General features: G+C 66.0%; 15 protein-coding genes and 1 other annotated feature. Of the genes, 12 read left to right on the plus strand and 3 right to left on the minus strand.

All coding sequences use genetic code 11. The annotated features are described in order from the left end of the window. Positions 1-59 precede the first annotated feature (59 nt). On the plus strand, positions 60-1,121 hold the full coding sequence (locus KF907_RS09660; protein ID WP_291219933.1) for a GSU2403 family nucleotidyltransferase fold protein: 1,062 nt from the start codon (positions 60-62) through the stop codon (positions 1,119-1,121). 58 nt (positions 1,122-1,179) lie between these two features. Here KF907_RS09660 and metK read toward each other — a convergent pair whose 3' ends face one another. Further along, a complete protein-coding gene (metK, locus tag KF907_RS09665) occupies positions 1,180-2,376 on the minus strand; it encodes a methionine adenosyltransferase (RefSeq protein ID WP_291219934.1) in 1,197 nt (398 codons plus the stop codon). Between the two features lie 213 nt (positions 2,377-2,589). Between metK and KF907_RS09670 the strand changes: the two genes are divergently transcribed. The 7 genes from KF907_RS09670 to KF907_RS09700 all read left to right on the plus strand — a co-directional run bounded on the left by KF907_RS09670 (position 2,590) and on the right by KF907_RS09700 (position 12,527). After that, entirely contained in the window at positions 2,590-4,575 is a 1,986-nt protein-coding gene (locus tag KF907_RS09670) for a reprolysin-like metallopeptidase (RefSeq protein ID WP_291219935.1), read from the plus strand. A gap of 126 nt (positions 4,576-4,701) precedes the next feature. Then, on the plus strand, positions 4,702-6,426 hold the full coding sequence (locus KF907_RS09675) for a hypothetical protein (RefSeq protein ID WP_291219936.1): 1,725 nt from the start codon (positions 4,702-4,704) through the stop codon (positions 6,424-6,426). Positions 6,427-6,684: 258 nt separating this feature from the next. Then, complete coding sequence (gene ribH, locus KF907_RS09680; RefSeq protein ID WP_291219937.1) at positions 6,685-7,143, plus strand: 6,7-dimethyl-8-ribityllumazine synthase; 459 nt, start codon at positions 6,685-6,687, stop codon at positions 7,141-7,143. Further along, entirely contained in the window at positions 7,140-7,601 is a 462-nt protein-coding gene (gene nusB / locus KF907_RS09685) for a transcription antitermination factor NusB (RefSeq protein WP_291219938.1), read from the plus strand. The genes ribH and nusB overlap by 4 nt, the downstream gene beginning before the upstream one ends. 35 nt (positions 7,602-7,636) lie before the next feature. Continuing rightward, positions 7,637-8,596, plus strand: a complete 960-nt coding sequence (thiL, locus tag KF907_RS09690; RefSeq protein WP_291219939.1) for a thiamine-phosphate kinase — start codon at positions 7,637-7,639, stop codon at positions 8,594-8,596. Then, positions 8,593-9,084, plus strand: a complete 492-nt coding sequence (locus KF907_RS09695) for a phosphatidylglycerophosphatase A family protein (RefSeq protein ID WP_291219940.1) — start codon at positions 8,593-8,595, stop codon at positions 9,082-9,084. The genes thiL and KF907_RS09695 overlap by 4 nt, the downstream gene beginning before the upstream one ends. Before the next feature lie 425 nt (positions 9,085-9,509). Beyond that, entirely contained in the window at positions 9,510-12,527 is a 3,018-nt protein-coding gene (locus KF907_RS09700) for a ligand-binding sensor domain-containing diguanylate cyclase (protein ID WP_291219941.1), read from the plus strand. On the opposite strand, the gene KF907_RS15435 is transcribed toward KF907_RS09700, so the two are convergent. Continuing rightward, positions 12,451-12,780 carry a phage integrase N-terminal SAM-like domain-containing protein gene (locus tag KF907_RS15435; protein ID WP_472843837.1) on the minus strand — a complete coding sequence of 110 codons (330 nt, stop codon included), beginning with the start codon at positions 12,778-12,780 and terminating at the stop codon, positions 12,451-12,453. The two genes, KF907_RS09700 and KF907_RS15435, sit on opposite strands and share 77 nt — an antisense overlap. Before the next feature lie 196 nt (positions 12,781-12,976). Here KF907_RS15435 and KF907_RS09710 point away from each other — a divergent pair, with 196 nt between their 5' ends. Further along, positions 12,977-13,390 carry a DMP19 family protein gene (locus tag KF907_RS09710; RefSeq protein WP_291219942.1) on the plus strand — a complete coding sequence of 138 codons (414 nt, stop codon included), beginning with the start codon at positions 12,977-12,979 and terminating at the stop codon, positions 13,388-13,390. Between the two features lie 279 nt (positions 13,391-13,669). On the opposite strand, the gene KF907_RS09715 is transcribed toward KF907_RS09710, so the two are convergent. Continuing rightward, a protein-coding gene (locus KF907_RS09715) for an IS3 family transposase (RefSeq protein ID WP_472843811.1) occupies positions 13,670-14,901 on the minus strand; the annotation gives its coding sequence in 2 pieces (ribosomal slippage) (positions 13,670-14,613 and positions 14,613-14,901; 1,233 coding nt in all). Next, positions 14,507-14,623: a sequence feature (AL1L pseudoknot), on the minus strand. (Overlaps the previous gene by 117 nt.) Before the next feature lie 268 nt (positions 14,902-15,169). Between KF907_RS09715 and KF907_RS09720 the strand changes: the two genes are divergently transcribed. From KF907_RS09720 to KF907_RS09730, 3 genes are all read left to right on the plus strand, one after another. Next, positions 15,170-15,445: a BrnT family toxin gene (locus tag KF907_RS09720; protein ID WP_291219943.1), complete on the plus strand. Its 276-nt coding sequence runs from the start codon at positions 15,170-15,172 to the stop codon at positions 15,443-15,445. Continuing rightward, positions 15,402-15,680, plus strand: a complete 279-nt coding sequence (locus tag KF907_RS09725) for a BrnA antitoxin family protein (protein ID WP_291219944.1) — start codon at positions 15,402-15,404, stop codon at positions 15,678-15,680. Before KF907_RS09720 ends, KF907_RS09725 begins: the two co-directional genes overlap by 44 nt. Before the next feature lie 218 nt (positions 15,681-15,898). Beyond that, complete coding sequence (locus KF907_RS09730; protein ID WP_291219945.1) at positions 15,899-16,228, plus strand: hypothetical protein; 330 nt, start codon at positions 15,899-15,901, stop codon at positions 16,226-16,228. Positions 16,229-16,304 lie beyond the last annotated feature (76 nt).

The following is a 16,304-nucleotide window of genomic DNA, read 5'->3' on the forward strand; positions in this document are numbered from 1 at the left end:
TTATACCACCTTCAATTATTTGGTGGTATAACTCGCGCGTGTCATGCGAGGACGATCGAATGCTTCACTACCGCGAACTCTCCGCCTCCGCACAAACCGCCTATGCGGAATTGTACGAGCGCGTGCACGTGACGGAGACCCTGCGCTCGCCGGCCTTCGTCACCGGCAATGTGGCCTACAAGACGATCAAGGGCTCGCGCTACGCCTATTGGGCCTTCAAGGAACTCGACGGACGCAAGCGCGAGTACTACCTGGGGCCGGCAGGCCCGGCCATCGACGCGATCGAGCGAGCGCGAAGCGAGGGTGCTCCTGCGCTCGAGTCGGTGGGGCGACAGGCGGCCTCGGCCCTCGCACTGGGTTGCACGGCCACGCCACCAAAGCACTTCCGCATCGTCAAGCGCATGGCCGAGTACCAGTTCTTCCGGGCAGGCGGGCTGCTGGTCGGCACGCATGCCTTCCTCGCGATCGGCAACCAGTTGGGCGTGGCCTGGGACGGTGCTACGCGCACGCTGGATCTCGATTTCGCCCATCCCGGGCCTGGAGGCAACGTCGCCTTGGCGCTGCCGGCGAACCTGCACGTAAACATGCACGACGCATTGACGTCGCTCAGGCACGGATTTCTGCCTGCCATGGGGGGCAGCAAGGGAATGGCTTGCCTGAACGTGAGTACCCGCGAGCCCGACCTGCGCATCGACTTCCTGACCGTACGGCGACGCGCTTCATTCGATGGCGTGCCGGCCCCGGAACTGGGTGTGGCCCTCAGTCCGTTGAAGTTCCTCGAATACCTGATCGAACGTCCAGGCCAGGCGGTGCTGCTGGATCGTGCCGATGCCTGCCTCGTCAACCTGCCGGATCCGGCGCGCTACGGCCTGCACAAGCTGATCGTCGCGCACGAACGAGGCGCCAGGCATCCGAAGCACGGCAAGGACATTGCACAGGCCGTGGCCCTGATCGAATGGCATTTGCGCGAGTCGCCGCGCGCGCTGGTCGATGCGTGGGATGACCTGACCGCGCGCGGAACGGGTTGGAGCAAACGAGCCCGCGCATCCCTGGCTGTTGCCGCGCGGACCGAAAAGGAGATCGTGCAGGCGTTCGAGCGCCTGGTTGCGCCGCGCAAATGAAACGGGCCGCACAAGGCGGCCCGTTTCGCGTCGCGAGGCATCGCGCCTGAAGGCGCTCCTACAGTTTTGCGTCCGCACGCAGCGCCTCGGCCTTGTCGGTCTTCTCCCACGAGAAGGCCGTGAAGGTTTCGCCGTTGGCCAGCTTCACCTCGTACGGCGCGCGGCCGAAATGGCCATAGCTCGCAGTCGGCTGGTACATCGGATGCACGAGGTCGAGCATCTTGATGATGCCGTACGGTCGCAGGTCGAAGTGCCTGCGGATCAGCTTCTCGATCTTCTCGTCGCTGATGCGGCCGGTGCCGAACGTCGTCACCGAGATCGAGGTCGGCTCGGCCACGCCGATCGCGTAGCTGACCTGCACCTCGCAGCGGTCGGCGATGCCGGCGGCGACGATGTTCTTGGCGACGTAGCGCGCGGCATAGGCGGCCGAGCGGTCGACCTTGGACGGATCCTTGCCCGAGAACGCGCCACCGCCGTGGCGTGCCCAGCCGCCGTAGGTGTCGACGATGATCTTGCGGCCGGTCAGGCCGCAGTCGCCGACCGGGCCGCCGATGACGAACTTGCCGGTCGGATTGATGTGGTACTTGGTGCCCTTGTGCAGCCACTTCGCCGGCAGCACGGGCTTGAGGATGTGCTCGCGCACGGCTTCGACCAGATCCTTCTGCTTCACTGAAGGATCATGCTGGGTCGACAGCACGACGGCGTCGATCGCCACCGCCTTGTCGTTCTCGTAGCGCAGCGTGACCTGCGACTTCGCGTCCGGGCGCAGCCACGGCAGCGGCGAGTTCTTCTTCTTGCGCACCTTGGCCTGCTGCTCGACGAGGCGATGCGAGTAGTAGACCGCCGCCGGCATGTAGTCCTTCGTCTCATTGGTCGCGTAGCCGAACATCAGGCCCTGGTCCCCGGCGCCCTGTTCTTCCGGCTTCTTGCGGTCGACGCCCTGGTTGATGTCGGGCGACTGCTTGCCGATGAGGTTCAGCACACCACAGGTAGCGCCGTCGAAACCGACGTCGCTGCTGTCGTAGCCGATGTCGAGGATGACCTTGCGCGTCAGCGCTTCGAGGTCGATCCACGCGCTCGTGGTCACCTCGCCGGCGACGATCGCGACACCGGTCTTGACCAGCGTTTCGCAGGCGACGCGCGCGCGCTTGTCCTGGGCAAGGATGGCGTCGAGCACGGCGTCGGAGATCTGGTCGGCGACCTTGTCCGGATGGCCTTCGGAGACCGATTCGGAGGTGAACAGATAGCTGCTCATTTTCGGCAAATATCCTTCAATGCGGATGGATGGATGAAACGGGCGCGGATCATACACGCCTCGTTTGGGTTTTGCAGGCGCATGGTGCCATGATCGTCGGCGTCCGTTCAGGGCTGCGGCGGCGCCGCGTGGCAACGCTACCGCCGCTGTGCGAAGGTGGCGCGCTTTCGCCGCCCGCCGCAGGGCATCCATCTCGTGCACAGGTCATCCGCCATGCGTTCACCCGTCACCGGTTTCGTTGTCCTCCTTTCCCTGCTCGTCGCCCCGGCGGTCGCGTTCGCCGGCTACTGGCAGGACGTCGCCGCGCGCGCGCCGCAGGTCCATGGCGAAGCGCCGTCGGCATATCGCCAGGTATCGCTTGACTGGCCCGGACTGCGTCAGGCGCTGGCCGCGCATGCCGATGGTGTCGGCGCCACACTCACACTGCCGGCTCCGGACGGTGGGCTGCGCGAATTCGTGCTGGCCGATTCTGGCGTCATGCCGGCTGAACTGCAGGCACGCTTCCCCGCCATCCGCAGCTACCTCGCCACCGATGCCCGCGGAACGACCGCGCGCGTCGGTATCTCGATGCTTGGCCTGCATGCCACGGTGCACGACCGCGACGGCATCTGGCTGGTGCGACCGGAGCGTTCCGGCATGGGCAGCCACTACCTCAGTTTCCGCCGCGCCGATGCCGGCGTCGCCCCGCCGTTCAAGTGCCGCACGCATGGCCACATCGACATGGACGAGGACCACGCGATGCCGGCACAGGCCCCCGGCGTCGCCACCGTCACGGGCACGATCCTGCGCAACTACCGTGCCGCCTTCGCCGCGAACCACCACTGGGTGCAGGCGGTTGCCAGCGCCATGGATCCGCCGCAGGCACCGAGCGTCGCCATCGGTCTCGCCGCTGTGGTCAATGTCATCAACCGCATCAACGAAGTCTACGGACAGGACTTCGCGATCCGCATGACCCTGATCCCCAACAATGACGCAATCATCTATCCGTTCGCTGAAGGTGACCCGTACTCCAACGATGAAGACGCCATCGACGAGAACGGGCCCAACCTCAACGCCGTCATCGGCAGCGCGAACTACGACATCGGCCACGTGTTCACTACCGGATCGGGCGGACTTGCAGGTCTCGGAGTGGTATGCCGCATCTGGAAGGCGGACGGTACGACCGGATTGCCAAACGGTGCGACGTTGCAGACCGATGTGTTCTACATCGACTACGTCGCGCACGAAGTCGGTCACCAGTTCGGCGGCGACCACACCTACAACTCCTGTGACGGTGACAATGCCGGCGAATCCGGTTTGGAGCCGGGCAGCGGCTCGACGATCCAGGCCTATGCCGGCATCTGCGGCAGCGCGAGCGACCTGCAGACGAACTCCGATCCATATTTCCATGCGCGCAGCCTGCAGGAGATGGGGGGCTATTCGAGCGGTATCGGCGGATCCTGCGCGCAGGCCACGCCGCGCGCTTGGGTCGCGCCGACCGTCGTGCCCGGCAGCGCGACGACGATTCCTGCCGCCACGCCATACGTGCTCACCGCACAGGCCGGTTCATCCGCGCCGGGTGCGGTTTTGACCTACACCTGGGAGCAGTACGATGCCGGCCCAGCCAACATGAACCTGGCCGTCGACCCGGGTGCCGGCCCGATCCAGCGCTCGTGGCTGCCGACGATGAGCCCGCGCCGCTATCTGCCGCGCATCCAGAACCTCGTGTCCGGTGTCTTCGCCAAGGGCGAGATCCTGCCGACCACGAACCGCACGCTGAACTATCGCCTGACCGTGCGCGACAACCTTGCCGGCGGGGGTGCCACCAACAGCGCCGACCGTGTGCTGACCGTGGTCGACACGGCCGGTCCATTCGTATTGACGGCACCGGCTGCGCCGACGATCTGGACCTGGGGCGAAACGCCCGCGCAGACGATTGCATGGAATGTCGCCGCGACCGACCAGGCGCCGATTTCCTGCAGCGCGGTCGACATCGACCTCGTCGTACCGGCGGCCGACAACAGCGAGTTGCTGCGACTCGCGGTGCTGCAGACAGGGGTTCCGAACAGCGGCAGCGCAACGGTGACGGTGCCGAATGTGTCGATCACGGCGGGTCACGTGCGCGTCGCGTGCTCGAACAACATCTTCTTCAACATCAGTCCACAAGTGACCGTGATCGGCGGGGATAGCCTCTTCGCGGACGGGTTCGACAGCCCGTAGCAGCGGGATCGCTCCAGCGACCCGTGCACAGGCCTCGTTCGTTGGAGGCGGGACACTACGCGGGGATGCACCGGCGCGGTAGGATCACGGTTCTCGCAGGTTCCTGCATCAATCAGGTCGACTCCAATGCCCAACAAGCCTGTTCTGTTCTCAACCGCACTGGCTGTCGCGATCGCAGCCTTCGCCGCCAATGTCCATGCCAAGAAGCTGCCCGACGGCATGGTCGAGAGCATCACCAAGGCCTTCAACGAGGATGCCGCGATCGAATCGGCCCAAGGCCGGTTCGCCGCCGATGGCCGCGCCTTGACCCTGTTCCAGCCTGCGTTCCGGGCGCGGGTCGGCACGCCCGAGTCGATGGCACGCGAGTTCCTTGCCGCGCGCGTCGAGCAACTCGGCCTCAAGGACAACCCGACGGTGCTCGAGAAGATGTACGAGCGCGACGACCAGGCCTTCCATGTCGTGCGCTTCACCCAGCATTTGGACGGCGTGCCGGTTTACGGCAGCGACATCGCGGTAACGGTCAGGCCCGATGGCGAAGTGATCTTCGTCAGCAGCGAATTGCGCCCGGACGTGCAGCGCATCGTCACGACGTCGGCACGCGCGTCGTCGGACCTGCGCGCGAAAGTCGTCATCGACGCAGGCATGCCGGCGGCGAAGGACGAGGTCGAACCGACGCTCGTCGTCTATGCCGACGCGCAGCCGACGCGACTTGCCTGGATGTACTACCTGCGCGATGTGGTCAAGCGGGGTTCGTGGGAAGTCATCGCCGATGCTGCGACCGGCGAGATCCTCGCCATGCGCAACACCGAGTTGTACGTCGACGGCACCGCCACCGTGTTCGATCCCGATCCGCTGACCTCGGCGCGCACGACCTACGGCAGTGGCGCTGGCCAGCTCACCGACGCCAACGACGCCGATTCGGCGGGCCTCACCGCGCAGCTCATGAACGTCACGCTGCGCGACATCACGTTTGCGGGAGGCGTCTATCGCCTCGAGGGGCCGTGGGCGCGCTGTAACGATTGGGAGGCGCCGTTCGGTGGCGTCGATGACTGCCCGACACCGAGCACGCCAGATTTCAGTGCCACGCGTGCAAGCCAGGCGTTCGAGGGGCCGAACCTCTACCACCTCATCGACAAGCAGATGCGCTACCTCAACGTCACGCTCGGCGTGACCGTGGTGCCGAACAACGTGGCGGGTGGCGTGCGCTTCGATCCGCATGGGTGGAATGGGCAGGACAACTCGTCGTTCACGCCGGCCACCGACCGGCTGAGCTTCGGCGAAGGTGGTGTCGACGATGCCGAAGACGCCGACGTCGTCATCCACGAACTGGGTCACGGCCTGCACGACTGGGTTACCAATGGTGGTCTGTCCCAGGTGCAGGGCCTCTCCGAGGGTGTCGGTGACTATTTCGGTAATTCCTACAACCGCTCGACCGGCTACTGGACGCCGAGCGATCCGCAGTGGTTCTGGATGTTCCACTGGGACGGCCACAACCAGTATTGGGCGGGCCGCGTCACCAACTGGCATATCGGCCGCAGCTGGCCGAGCAACATCGGTTCCGGCATCCATGCGCAGGGCCAATACTGGGCATCCTGCAACATGGTCGCCTGGACGGCGATCGGCCGCGACAAGATGGACAAGGCGATGCTGCGCGGTCTGGCCATGACCACCAGCAGCTCGAACCAGCAGGTCGCCGCGCAGGCCGTCATCACGGCGGCGGCGACGATGGGCGGCGCCCAGGGCTACACGCCGGCGGACATCGCCGCGATCGGCGCTGCATACAACACGAGCTGCACCTACGGCGTGAGCGTGCCGCAGACCGACATCATCTTCCAGCACGGGTTCGAGTAATCCTCAGGGAACGTCTGCACGACTTGTTTTTTGCTCGTCGTCCCGGCAAAGGCCCGGACCCAGTGCCTCCTGCCTACAAGAGTTTGCAAGGCGCTGGGCTCGGGCCTGACCAGCCATTCGGCTGTTGAAAACCGCCGGAGCGACGGGTTGTGCAGTCCCGTGCTTGAGTGAGCCGGGCAGCACTGAACAGTTGCCCGCCCGGCTTCCGGTAAACTCGCCGGCCCGGGCCGATCCGCCCTTCACGCGTCGCCGCCGCCCTTGATCGCTGGACAACTGCGCGCCCACCCCGACGCCCGCTACGCGATCGTCGCCAGCCGCTGGAACCCGCGCATCGTCGATGCGCTGCTGGCGGCGGCGCAGCGCGCGTTCGCCGAGCATGGCGTGGCCGAGGCGGCGCTCGACGTGGTGCGCGTGCCGGGTGCGTGGGAGATTCCGGCCGTGGCGGCGAGGCTCGCGGCGGGCGGGCGGCATGCGGCGATCGTCGCGCTCGGCTGCGTCGTGCGCGGCGACACGCGCCATTACGAGCATGTCGCCGACGGCTGCGCAGAGGGGCTCATGCGCGTGGCCGTCGAGCATCGCCTGCCGGTGCTCAACGGCGTGCTCGCGGTCGAGCGGCATGCTGACGCCGAGGCGCGCGCGGGCGGCGCGCACGGCAACAAGGGCGAGGAAGCCGCGCTCGCCGCGCTCGAGATGACCGACCTGTGGAGACAGTTGTGAACCCGACCCGCCGACCCGATGGCATCGACCTCGCTGCGCGCTCGCGCGCGCGTCGGCGCGCCGTGCAGGCGCTCTACGCGTGGCAGGTCGGCGGCAACCGCATGGCCACGGTCATCGAGGAGTTCCGCCACGAGCAGGACATGGAGATCGCCGACCTCGACTACTTCGAGGACCTGCTGCGCGGCGTCGACCTGCACGTCAACGAGCTCGATGCCGGCTTCAAGCCCTTCCTCGACCGCGAGGTCGCCGAAGTCGATCCGATCGAGCGCGCCGTGCTGCGCCTGGCCGCCTACGAGTTCCGCTATCGTCCCGACGTGCCGTACCGCGTCATCCTCAACGAGGCCGTCGAAGTCGCCAAGCGCTTCGGCGCCGACCACGGCCACACCTACATCAACGGCGTGCTCGACCGCCTCGCCGCCGACTGGCGCAGCACCGAGTACCGCGCGGCGCGGCGCTGAATGCGCGCGCCGTCGCCACGCCCGCGTTGAGCGCGATGGCCGAATTCGACCTCATCGACCATATCCGGCGACGCTGCGACCTCGCCCGCGCCGACGTGCGCCTCGGCATCGGCGACGATGCCGCCGTGCTCGCCGTGCCGGCCGGGCACGAACTCGTCGCCTGCACCGACACCCTCGTCGCCGGCGTGCATTTCCCGCACGGCAGCGCGCCGGCCGACATCGGCTGGAAGGCGCTGGCGGTGAACCTCAGCGATCTCGCCGCGATGGGCGCGACGCCGGCCTGGGCGCTGCTCGCGCTGACCCTGCCGGAACCCGATGCCGGTTTCGTCGCCGGCTTCGCCGAGGGGTTCGCCGACCTTGCCGCCGCGCACCATGTCGCCCTCGTCGGCGGCGACACCACGCGCGGGCCCTTGGCGATCACCGTCACCGCGCACGGTTTCGTGCCGCCGGGCCAGGCCTTGCGCCGCGACGGCGCGCGCAGCGGCGACGAGGTGTTCGTCACCGGCACGCTCGGCGACGCCGCCGCTGCCTTGCGCCTGCTCGGCACCTCGCGCGCGGCGGAATTCACATTTGCCGAACTGCGCGCACGACTCGACCGCCCGACACCACGCGTCGCCGCCGGCGCGGTGCTGCGCGCACGCGCCACGGCCTGCATCGACGTCTCCGACGGCCTGCTCGCCGATCTCGGCCATATGGCGAATCAAAGTGGCGTCGGCATCGAGGTCGAGGCGGCCTGCCTGCCTGCATCGCCGGCCCTGCTGGCGATATTCGACGGCCGCGAACGCTGCGCCCTGCAACTGGCCGGCGGCGACGACTACGAACTCGCCTTCAGCGTGCCGGCAGGGCAGGCGCATGACCTCGCGCAGGATCTCGCCCGCATCGGCTGCGCGGCCACGCGCATCGGCCGCGTTGTCGACGGCACCGGCGTGCGCGCGCTTGATGCGCATGCTCAACCGATCGAACTGCCGCGCCGCGGCTGGGAGCATTTCGCATGAGACTCGATGCCGCGCAGCGCCGCGCCGTGCTTTCCCATCCGGCCGGCTGGATCGCCAGCGGCTTCGGCGCCGGCTTCAGCCCGTTCGCCTCCGGCACCGCCGGCTCGGCCGTCGCCCTCCTGCCGTGGCTGCTGCTGCGCGGACTTTCGCCATGGTGGTGGCTTGTCATCATCGCCGCGGCCTTCGCCATCGGTGTATGGGCCTCGACGGTCGTCGTGCGCCGCCTGCACATCGAAGACCCCGGCGTCATCGTCTGGGACGAATTCGTCGGCCAGTGGATCACCCTGTGGCCGCTGCTGCTGTGGCCGCGCCACCTCGCCTGGGTCGCCGTCGGCTTCTTCCTGTTCCGCATTTTCGACGTCTGGAAACCTTGGCCGGTCTCCTGGGCCGACCGCCACGTCAAGGGCGGCTTTGGCGTGATGCTCGATGACGTGCTGGCCGGCGTCTATGCCGCATTGGTGCTGGCCTTGCTGGTGCGGTTCTTCTGACGGATGTCACCCCGTCATCGGGAATCGAAAGGTTGGGGCCGTCCTGTGCGGGCGCAGCTCGGCGTTGCGCCGGCTCGACAGTCGGCCAGTCTGCCTTCGCCGTCGCGCCTTGATCTGCGCCCGCACAGGGCGGTGACGCCGTTGTGGGATCGATCAGAACATCCCAAGGCCCGTTGGGCGTCGGAGACAGGCCGGCAAGGCCGACAATCCTCGCTACACTTCTGCGCAACTGCCCCGCGGACGTCAGGGATGCCCATTCATCGCGTTTCGCATGGCCGATCGCGCCGTCAATCAGCGTGTCGATGTCGGGCATGCCCGGCCGGTTCAGTGCGTCGCGTCCGCTTCGGACACGCGGGGCCGGGCTGTGCCATGGAGGTTCGGTGCCCGTCACGGTCCGCACCTGTCGTTGCTGGGCAATCCTAGACATGGGCTTCGGCACCCGGCTGTGCTGCCTGGCCCTGTGGCCGACCCTTGCGACGGCCCTTGCGCCGCCCGTGGATGCGCCGGTGGCAGAGGTCGATTCCGACCTGGGCTGGCGTGCCTTCCGAACTTTCACCAGCGCCGACGGCCTGCCACAGAACAGCGTACTGGCCCTGCTGCAGGACCGCGACGGCTTCATCATCGCCGGCACCAGCCAGGGCCTTGCCCGCTACGACGGCCATCGCTGGACGCCGATCGAACTGCCGACTGCCGGCGTGCGCTATGCCGTCGGCTCACTGGGGGAGGACCGCGACGGAGCGCTCTGGATCGGCACCGACTCGGTCGGCGCCTGGCGGGTTCACGACGGCAGACCACAACGGGTGCCGATCGAGTCGAACTCCGGCGCGAATGCCCTCCTGCCGGCCAGCGACGGGCGCATGTGGGTGGGCACCTTCGAGTCCCTGTACCGTTGCCGCCCCGAGCACTGCGAGGCCATCGAGGCCCTCGCCGGTCTCGGCGTGCGCAGCCTCCTGGCCGATCGCGCCGGCGGTGAGGAAAGGCTCTGGGTCGGTACGAATGGCAGCGGCGTGGTGCAGCTCGTCGACCTCGATGCGCAACAGCCCAAGCTGGGCAGCCTGCGCATCAGCAAGGATGATGGCCTGCCGAACAACATCGGACTCGCCCTTGGCCATTTTGCCGGGGACCTGTGGATCGGCACCGGGCGTGGCCTGGCGCGTTTCGACGGGACGCGCCTGCACGTCTACGGCAAGGACAACGGTTTCCCGGTTGCCATGGTGTTCGGCCTGCAGGAAGCCAGCTCCGCAGACGGCCAGCCGATGCTGCTGGCCAGCCTGCGCACGGGAGGCGTGGCCGAGATCAATGCGGGTGGGCAATGGCGCCTGATCGATGCGCATCATGGCCTGCCTTCGAATGCCGCGCATGCCTTGCTCCTCGAGCGCTACCGCCGGCATGTCTGGATCGGCACCATGACCTCAGGCGCCGCGCGCATGGAGCCGGACCGCTGGGCCCTGCTCAACGAGCGCAATGGCTTGCCGGACCGCATCATCGAAGGCGTGGGCATCGGCAGCGCGCCGGCCGGACTGTGGGTGGGAACCGCCAGCGGTGCCGTGCAATGGCGCGATGGGCATTTCGTTCCATTGATTGATGATCCGCGTGCCGCGCACCTGGTCCGCGACGTGCTCGATGCGCCCGACGGCAGTCGCTGGATTGCCCACGCGCGCGGCCTGCAACGCTGGCGTGGCAACGAGTTGCTCGGTGACTTCACCGTCGACAACTCGGAGTTGCCGGCGGTTTCCTCCGATCGGCTCATCCTGCGGCGCGCGGGCATGGGCGGGCCCGAGCTTTATGTCGGTACCGGCCACGGGCTGGCGCGTTGGCGCGCAAGCAATGGCTTGCGTCGTGTCGAACTGCCGTCCGAGTTCGCGACGCATGCGTCAGTGCAGGCGCTGGCAATCCAGGCACTCCCCGAATCTCCAGACCGGGATCGCCTGTGGCTTGCCATTGGAGGAGACTTGCTGCGTCTGGATGGAGAGGCGTGGGAACCTGCCGGGGTCGACTGCATCGGGCAGGACAGCGTCGTCGACCTCAATGTCGATCCCGGCAGTGACGATGGCCTGTGGGTGGTCACGCGCGGACACCTGCTTCAGGTTGACGCCAACGGGGCTTGCCGGGAATGGCCAGGGGCATCGCGACTGGGCGCGCTCAGCCACGTGCGTTTCCATGGCGGGCATGTGTACGTGTTCGGCTCGCGCGGCATGCTGCGCCTGGACCGGAGCGCCGGAGCGGAGCAGGAAGGTGAACTCCTCGGTCGCGAAGCCGGCCTCGAAAGCCCGGAAATCATCGACAGCGTGATTGATGAGCGTGGCCGTATCTTCGCGGCCACGGCCAGTGGCCTGGCTGCGCTGGCAACCGACGCGGCACAGCGCACCACGGCTTTGCAGCCTGCGCCATTGCGACTCCTGTCCGCACGCCATGGCGAGGGCGGCGCGCCGCTCCTGCGCGGTAGCCGCCTGCCGCCGGATGACAGCAGTGTCGAGTTCGATTTCGTGTTGCTGGCTTTCGATCGCGAATACGCCGTGCGCTATCGCACGCGCCTGGTCGGCCTGCAGCAGCGGCCCGGCGAGTGGACGGACGTGGCCGAAGTCAGCCATGCGCGCCTGCCTGCCGGTGACTACGAACTCATCGTCGAAGCCCGCGATGCCGACGGCATCGAAGCCGAGCCGATCCGTTTCCCGTTCAGCGTGGATGCGCCGATCTGGCAGAAGTCGTGGGTCCTGCTCGGTGCTCCCTTGCTGCTGCTGGCCGCCGGTGTCCTGCTCGGGCGCTGGCGCCTGCGCGCGGCACGACAGCGCGCCACCGAACTCGAAGCCGAAGTTGCAGCACGCACGCGCGAACTGGCCCTGGCCAACCAGCGGCTCGAACAGACCGCGTTGACCGATCCCCTCACCGGACTCAAGAACCGGCGCTACTTCACAGGCGCGGCCGCTGCGCAGGCGGAGCGCGCGCGCCAGTCGCGCGACGGCCAGTTTCTCCTCGTGGCCCTGCTCGATGTGGATCACTTCAAGCGCATCAACGACAGCTTCGGCCACGATGCCGGCGATGCGGTGCTGGTCGAGGTCGCGCGCCGCCTGCATGCGCTGGCACGCGAGGATGACATCGTCGTGCGTTGGGGCGGCGAGGAGTTCCTGCTCCTGCTGCGTGGCGTCGTGGAAGGGGATTTCGAGTCCGTGCTGCAGCGCCTGCTCGATGGCATCGTGCGCGAGCCGGTCCGGATCGGCGAGCGTACCCTCGCCGTGGCCGTGTCGATCGGTGCGGCGCAGTTTCCATCCGGCGCCGCGCAAGCGCAGGGCGAATCCCTGGAACAGGCCATCACGCGTGCGGACCGCGCGCTCTACCGTGCCAAGCATGAAGGTCGCCGCCGCGCCATCATCGGCGAACCGGAAGGCACCCTGTCCGAACAGGCTTTCCGCACCATCCTGCCGAGCGCCACGTCCGCCAACTGAGGTCGTGGCGCATTCCGCTCAGGAAGGCCTCAACCTCCGCCGCCCCCATCTCCCGAGGATGTCGACGGCCACCGGCAAGGATGAACCTGCGGATCCATCCGGTGTACGCCCGTTCGGTGTGCAAGCTGTAGTGTTTGAGCCGCAATATGCGCCGAATCTCGTCGAACAGGCGCCGAGCGGGCCGGTCCGCCGCACCACTTGCTATCCCTCCGATCCATCGTGATATTCCATAACACCCCGCATCCGTCGACAACGCAGGTACGTTCAGTGAAATCCGTCGCCCCTGGAATCGGACAAAGGATTGATTTCATGCAGGAAAACCGCTTGACGCGCACCGCGCCGATGCTGAACGATCCATGCTACACCTCGGATTCGGGGTCTACTTGTAGTTAGCCGTTTAGGGGGGAACTATGGGTTACTGGAGTTTGATAGAGCCGATTTGGGACACAGTGTCAATCTACGATGGTCCAGACACCTTCCTGCAGCAATACAATGCTTCGCCGGAGGCTTCTCGTGTCCTGTTCGCTGCACACTGGACGCAATCCGAAGTACTAAATGGAGGCTTCGAACAGTACTTTTCTAACAGCACAGGCGTGCTTGCGCCAGAAGCGGTAGTAGCGTTCCGAGCGCTTGGCATGCCCCAAACCGCAGCCCTCCTTGAGCGAGCTATGGCCTTCTTCGACTCTCCTTATCCAAGAGATCGCAGAGAGCGGCAAGATGCGCTCGAAGCAGCATTTGACGCCTCCGGTGATGACGAGTTCGATCCGTTTCAAAGCGTAGATGAACCATTCTCTGAACTCCTTGAAACAGAAAATGGCGGCTTTGAAACAGCTGCAGACAAATATGCAGCACTCAACGGCTAACAACTCAATCCAGCGGACGCGCTACGCGCGCCGCTGATTTCGGGCGTTAGGCATCACATGGAGAGTTCCGCGTGCCGCTGAGCAAACTCAACATCAGGGGAAACAAGGCCGCCGCGAATCCACAAGGCCAGGTCATCTTCCACGTACAAGACACGCATACACTCATTCAAGCTGCTGGATATCTAAAACACGTCAGGGGCAACAAGAACTCCGAGCTTGTGTATTTTCGCGGAGAATCCATGAACCGCCCCGGCTTTCGTGGAGGCTGTTTGGTTTAAGTCAGACCAGCTCGGCAACGGGCCTCTCGGCGAGTTGCCGGTAGTAGTTTGCCTCAGCCTCTGCCGGCGGGATATGCCCGATCGATCCGAGGAGGCGCTGGGTGTTGAACCACGACACCCATTCCAGCGTCGCCAGTTCCACCGCCGCCTTCGTCTTCCAGGGGCCACGGCGGTGGATCAGTTCGGCCTTGTAGAGCCCGTTGATGGTCTCGGCCAGCGCGTTGTCATAGCTGTCTCCTCGGCTGCCAACGGACGGCTCGATGCCCGCTTCGGCGAGCCGCTCGCTGTAGCGAATCGACACGTACTGCGAACCCCGATCGCTGTGATGGATCAGCGTGCCGTCACGCTCCGGCTGGCGTGCGTACAGCGCCTGCTCCAGCGCATCGAGTACGAAGTCCGTCCGCATCGAGTCGCTGACCCGCCAGCCCACGATGCGGCGGGCGAACACGTCGATGACGAAGGCCACGTACAGCCAGCCCTGCCAGGTCGAAACGTAGGTGAAGTCCGACACCCACAGCTGGTTCGGCCGTTCGGCGCGGAACTGCCGGTTCACCTTGTCCTGTGGGCACGGCACGTTGCGATCACTGATCGTCGTTCGCACCGCTTTTCCGCGCATCACGCCGCGCAGGCCCTGCTGGCGCATCAGTCGCTCGACCGTGCATCGAGCCACCGTGATGCCCTCGCGGCCGAGCTGTCGCCACACTTTGTTGGTGCCATAGACCTGCAGGTTGGCCCGCCATACCCGGTGGATCTCCGGAATCAGGGCCTCGTCGCGCTTCGCCCTCGCCGGGCGTCGCTCAGGCTCGCGATGGCGGGCCGCGTGTCGCCGGTAGCCGGACGGGGCGATCTGCAAGGCCCTGCAGATCGGCTCGACCCCGAATGTGCTCCGGTGCGTGGCGACAAACGTCCTCAGGGCTTCAGCCGGCGGTCGAGCTCCGCCTGGGCGAAAAAAGCACTCGCCAGCTTCAGGATCTCGTTGGCCCGGCGCAGTTCCCTGTTCTCGCGCTCCAGCTCCTTCATCCGCTTGGCGTCCGCGGTCGTCACGCCATCGCGCGTCCCTGCATCGACCTCGTGCTGCTTCACCCACGTCAGCAGCGTCTGCGGCACACAGCCGATCTTGGGGGCGATCGACTCCACGGCCGTCCACAGCGACGGGTACTCTCCGCGATGCTCCAGCACCATCCGGACTGCACGCTCGCGGACCTCAGGGGAAAACTTCTTCGACGTGTTCATGGCTCCATTCTCTCAAGAGTTGGAGCCTCCACGTTTCCCGGGGCGGTTCACTATCTGGTATACGTTTCTATTCACGAGCCCAACAATGGCTGGTACAAAATCGTTCCCCAAGGCATCACGCAGCTTGCCCCCTAACTACTCGCTCAACGGGACCGCCGGGGGCGGCCTCAAGTATTCTTTGGGCTCCGGGCCGGCGGCCCGTTAGCTCAGTCGTTAGACCGGCACAGCCAGCTCTTGCATTGGCCTATTGTTGTAGTTACACTAATGCATGCGCATTAGCTATGACCCGGCCAAACGACAAAAGGCGCTGGATGAGCGCGGCCTCGACTTCGAGGATGCCCCTGCTGTCTTTTCCGGTCTCACCTTCGAGGTCGAGGACACCCGCCAGGACTACGGCGAGACGCGCATGATCTGCTTCGGCCACCTGGCCGGTCGCCTCGTCGTGATCGGTTACACGCCAAGAGGAGCAGTCCGCCACATCTTCAGCATGAGAAAAGCCAATGAACGCGAGCAAGCTCGTATCGGCCCGTACCTTGAAGTCTGACCTCAAGCGTGTGGACTCGCACAAGACAAAAGCCAGCGAGTACAAAGAGCTTCCGGAATTGACGGATGGCATGCTCAAGCGCGGCACTGTCAAGCGCGCAGGTCGCCCTGTTTCCGCCAACCCACGGCGCCAGGTCACGATCCGCTTGCCGGAGTCTGTGCTTGCCGCGTGGAAAGCCACTGGCCCCGGCTGGCAGACCCGCATGGCTGAGCTGCTTAGCAAGCGCGCGTCATAAGTGCCGGTCTAACAATTCGTTCAAGCCGACGCTGCTTCGTTACGCGAAGCACATGGCAGGTACAGCTTGCCATGTGCTTCGCTCCACTACGCAGCGCGGCTTAACTCAAGTGTTAGGCACCAATGACAGGCTCATCGCATCCCGTCTTAGATCCGTCGCTCGTTGGCTCTTACCCAGCCAGCGCCAAAGCTGGTGGCGGCTATGTATGGGATGCAGTCTTGGAGTATCGCGTTTGGTGTCACCCGGAGCACGGTGCGCCGGACGCCGCTGATGGCAATGACTACTACTATCCGTTCGAGACGTATGAGGAGGCGCTAAGGTTCTCCCAGGAGACGCCAGGGGCAGAGGAGCCACTCGCCCTGATCGTACAAGAGGAGTACATAGACGAGCCTGAGCCGGGCAAGTACGTACATGTAAAGGAGCGCCGCGTTGCGGAGTGGCCTGTATCGTTCCTTTCACGGCCGCGCCGGACGCCTCGGACAATCCCGGACTTTATGGCTCCAGACGCACCATCCAACAAGCTGGACATCCTTCGTGGGCTCGCGTAGCTCATCTCTGGCGCCAGCGCGGTTGGTGCCTAACCAGTCAATCCAGCGGACGCGCTACGCGCGCCGCTGATTTCCA

The organism is Dokdonella sp., from assembly GCF_019634775.1.
In the GTDB taxonomy this organism is placed as follows: Bacteria; Pseudomonadota; Gammaproteobacteria; order Xanthomonadales; family Rhodanobacteraceae; genus Dokdonella.

Coding starts and splice junctions, on each gene's coding strand:
- KF907_RS09660 (WP_291219933.1), top strand. CDS start 60: ATGCTTCACTACCGCGAACTCTCCGCCTCCGCACAAACCGCCTATGCG.
- metK (WP_291219934.1), bottom strand. CDS start 2,376: ATGAGCAGCTATCTGTTCACCTCCGAATCGGTCTCCGAAGGCCATCCG.
- KF907_RS09670 (WP_291219935.1), top strand. CDS start 2,590: ATGCGTTCACCCGTCACCGGTTTCGTTGTCCTCCTTTCCCTGCTCGTC.
- KF907_RS09675 (WP_291219936.1), top strand. CDS start 4,702: ATGCCCAACAAGCCTGTTCTGTTCTCAACCGCACTGGCTGTCGCGATC.
- thiL (WP_291219939.1), top strand. CDS start 7,637: ATGGCCGAATTCGACCTCATCGACCATATCCGGCGACGCTGCGACCTC.
- KF907_RS09695 (WP_291219940.1), top strand. CDS start 8,593: ATGAGACTCGATGCCGCGCAGCGCCGCGCCGTGCTTTCCCATCCGGCC.
- KF907_RS09700 (WP_291219941.1), top strand. CDS start 9,510: ATGGGCTTCGGCACCCGGCTGTGCTGCCTGGCCCTGTGGCCGACCCTT.
- KF907_RS09720 (WP_291219943.1), top strand. CDS start 15,170: ATGCGCATTAGCTATGACCCGGCCAAACGACAAAAGGCGCTGGATGAG.
- KF907_RS09725 (WP_291219944.1), top strand. CDS start 15,402: ATGAACGCGAGCAAGCTCGTATCGGCCCGTACCTTGAAGTCTGACCTC.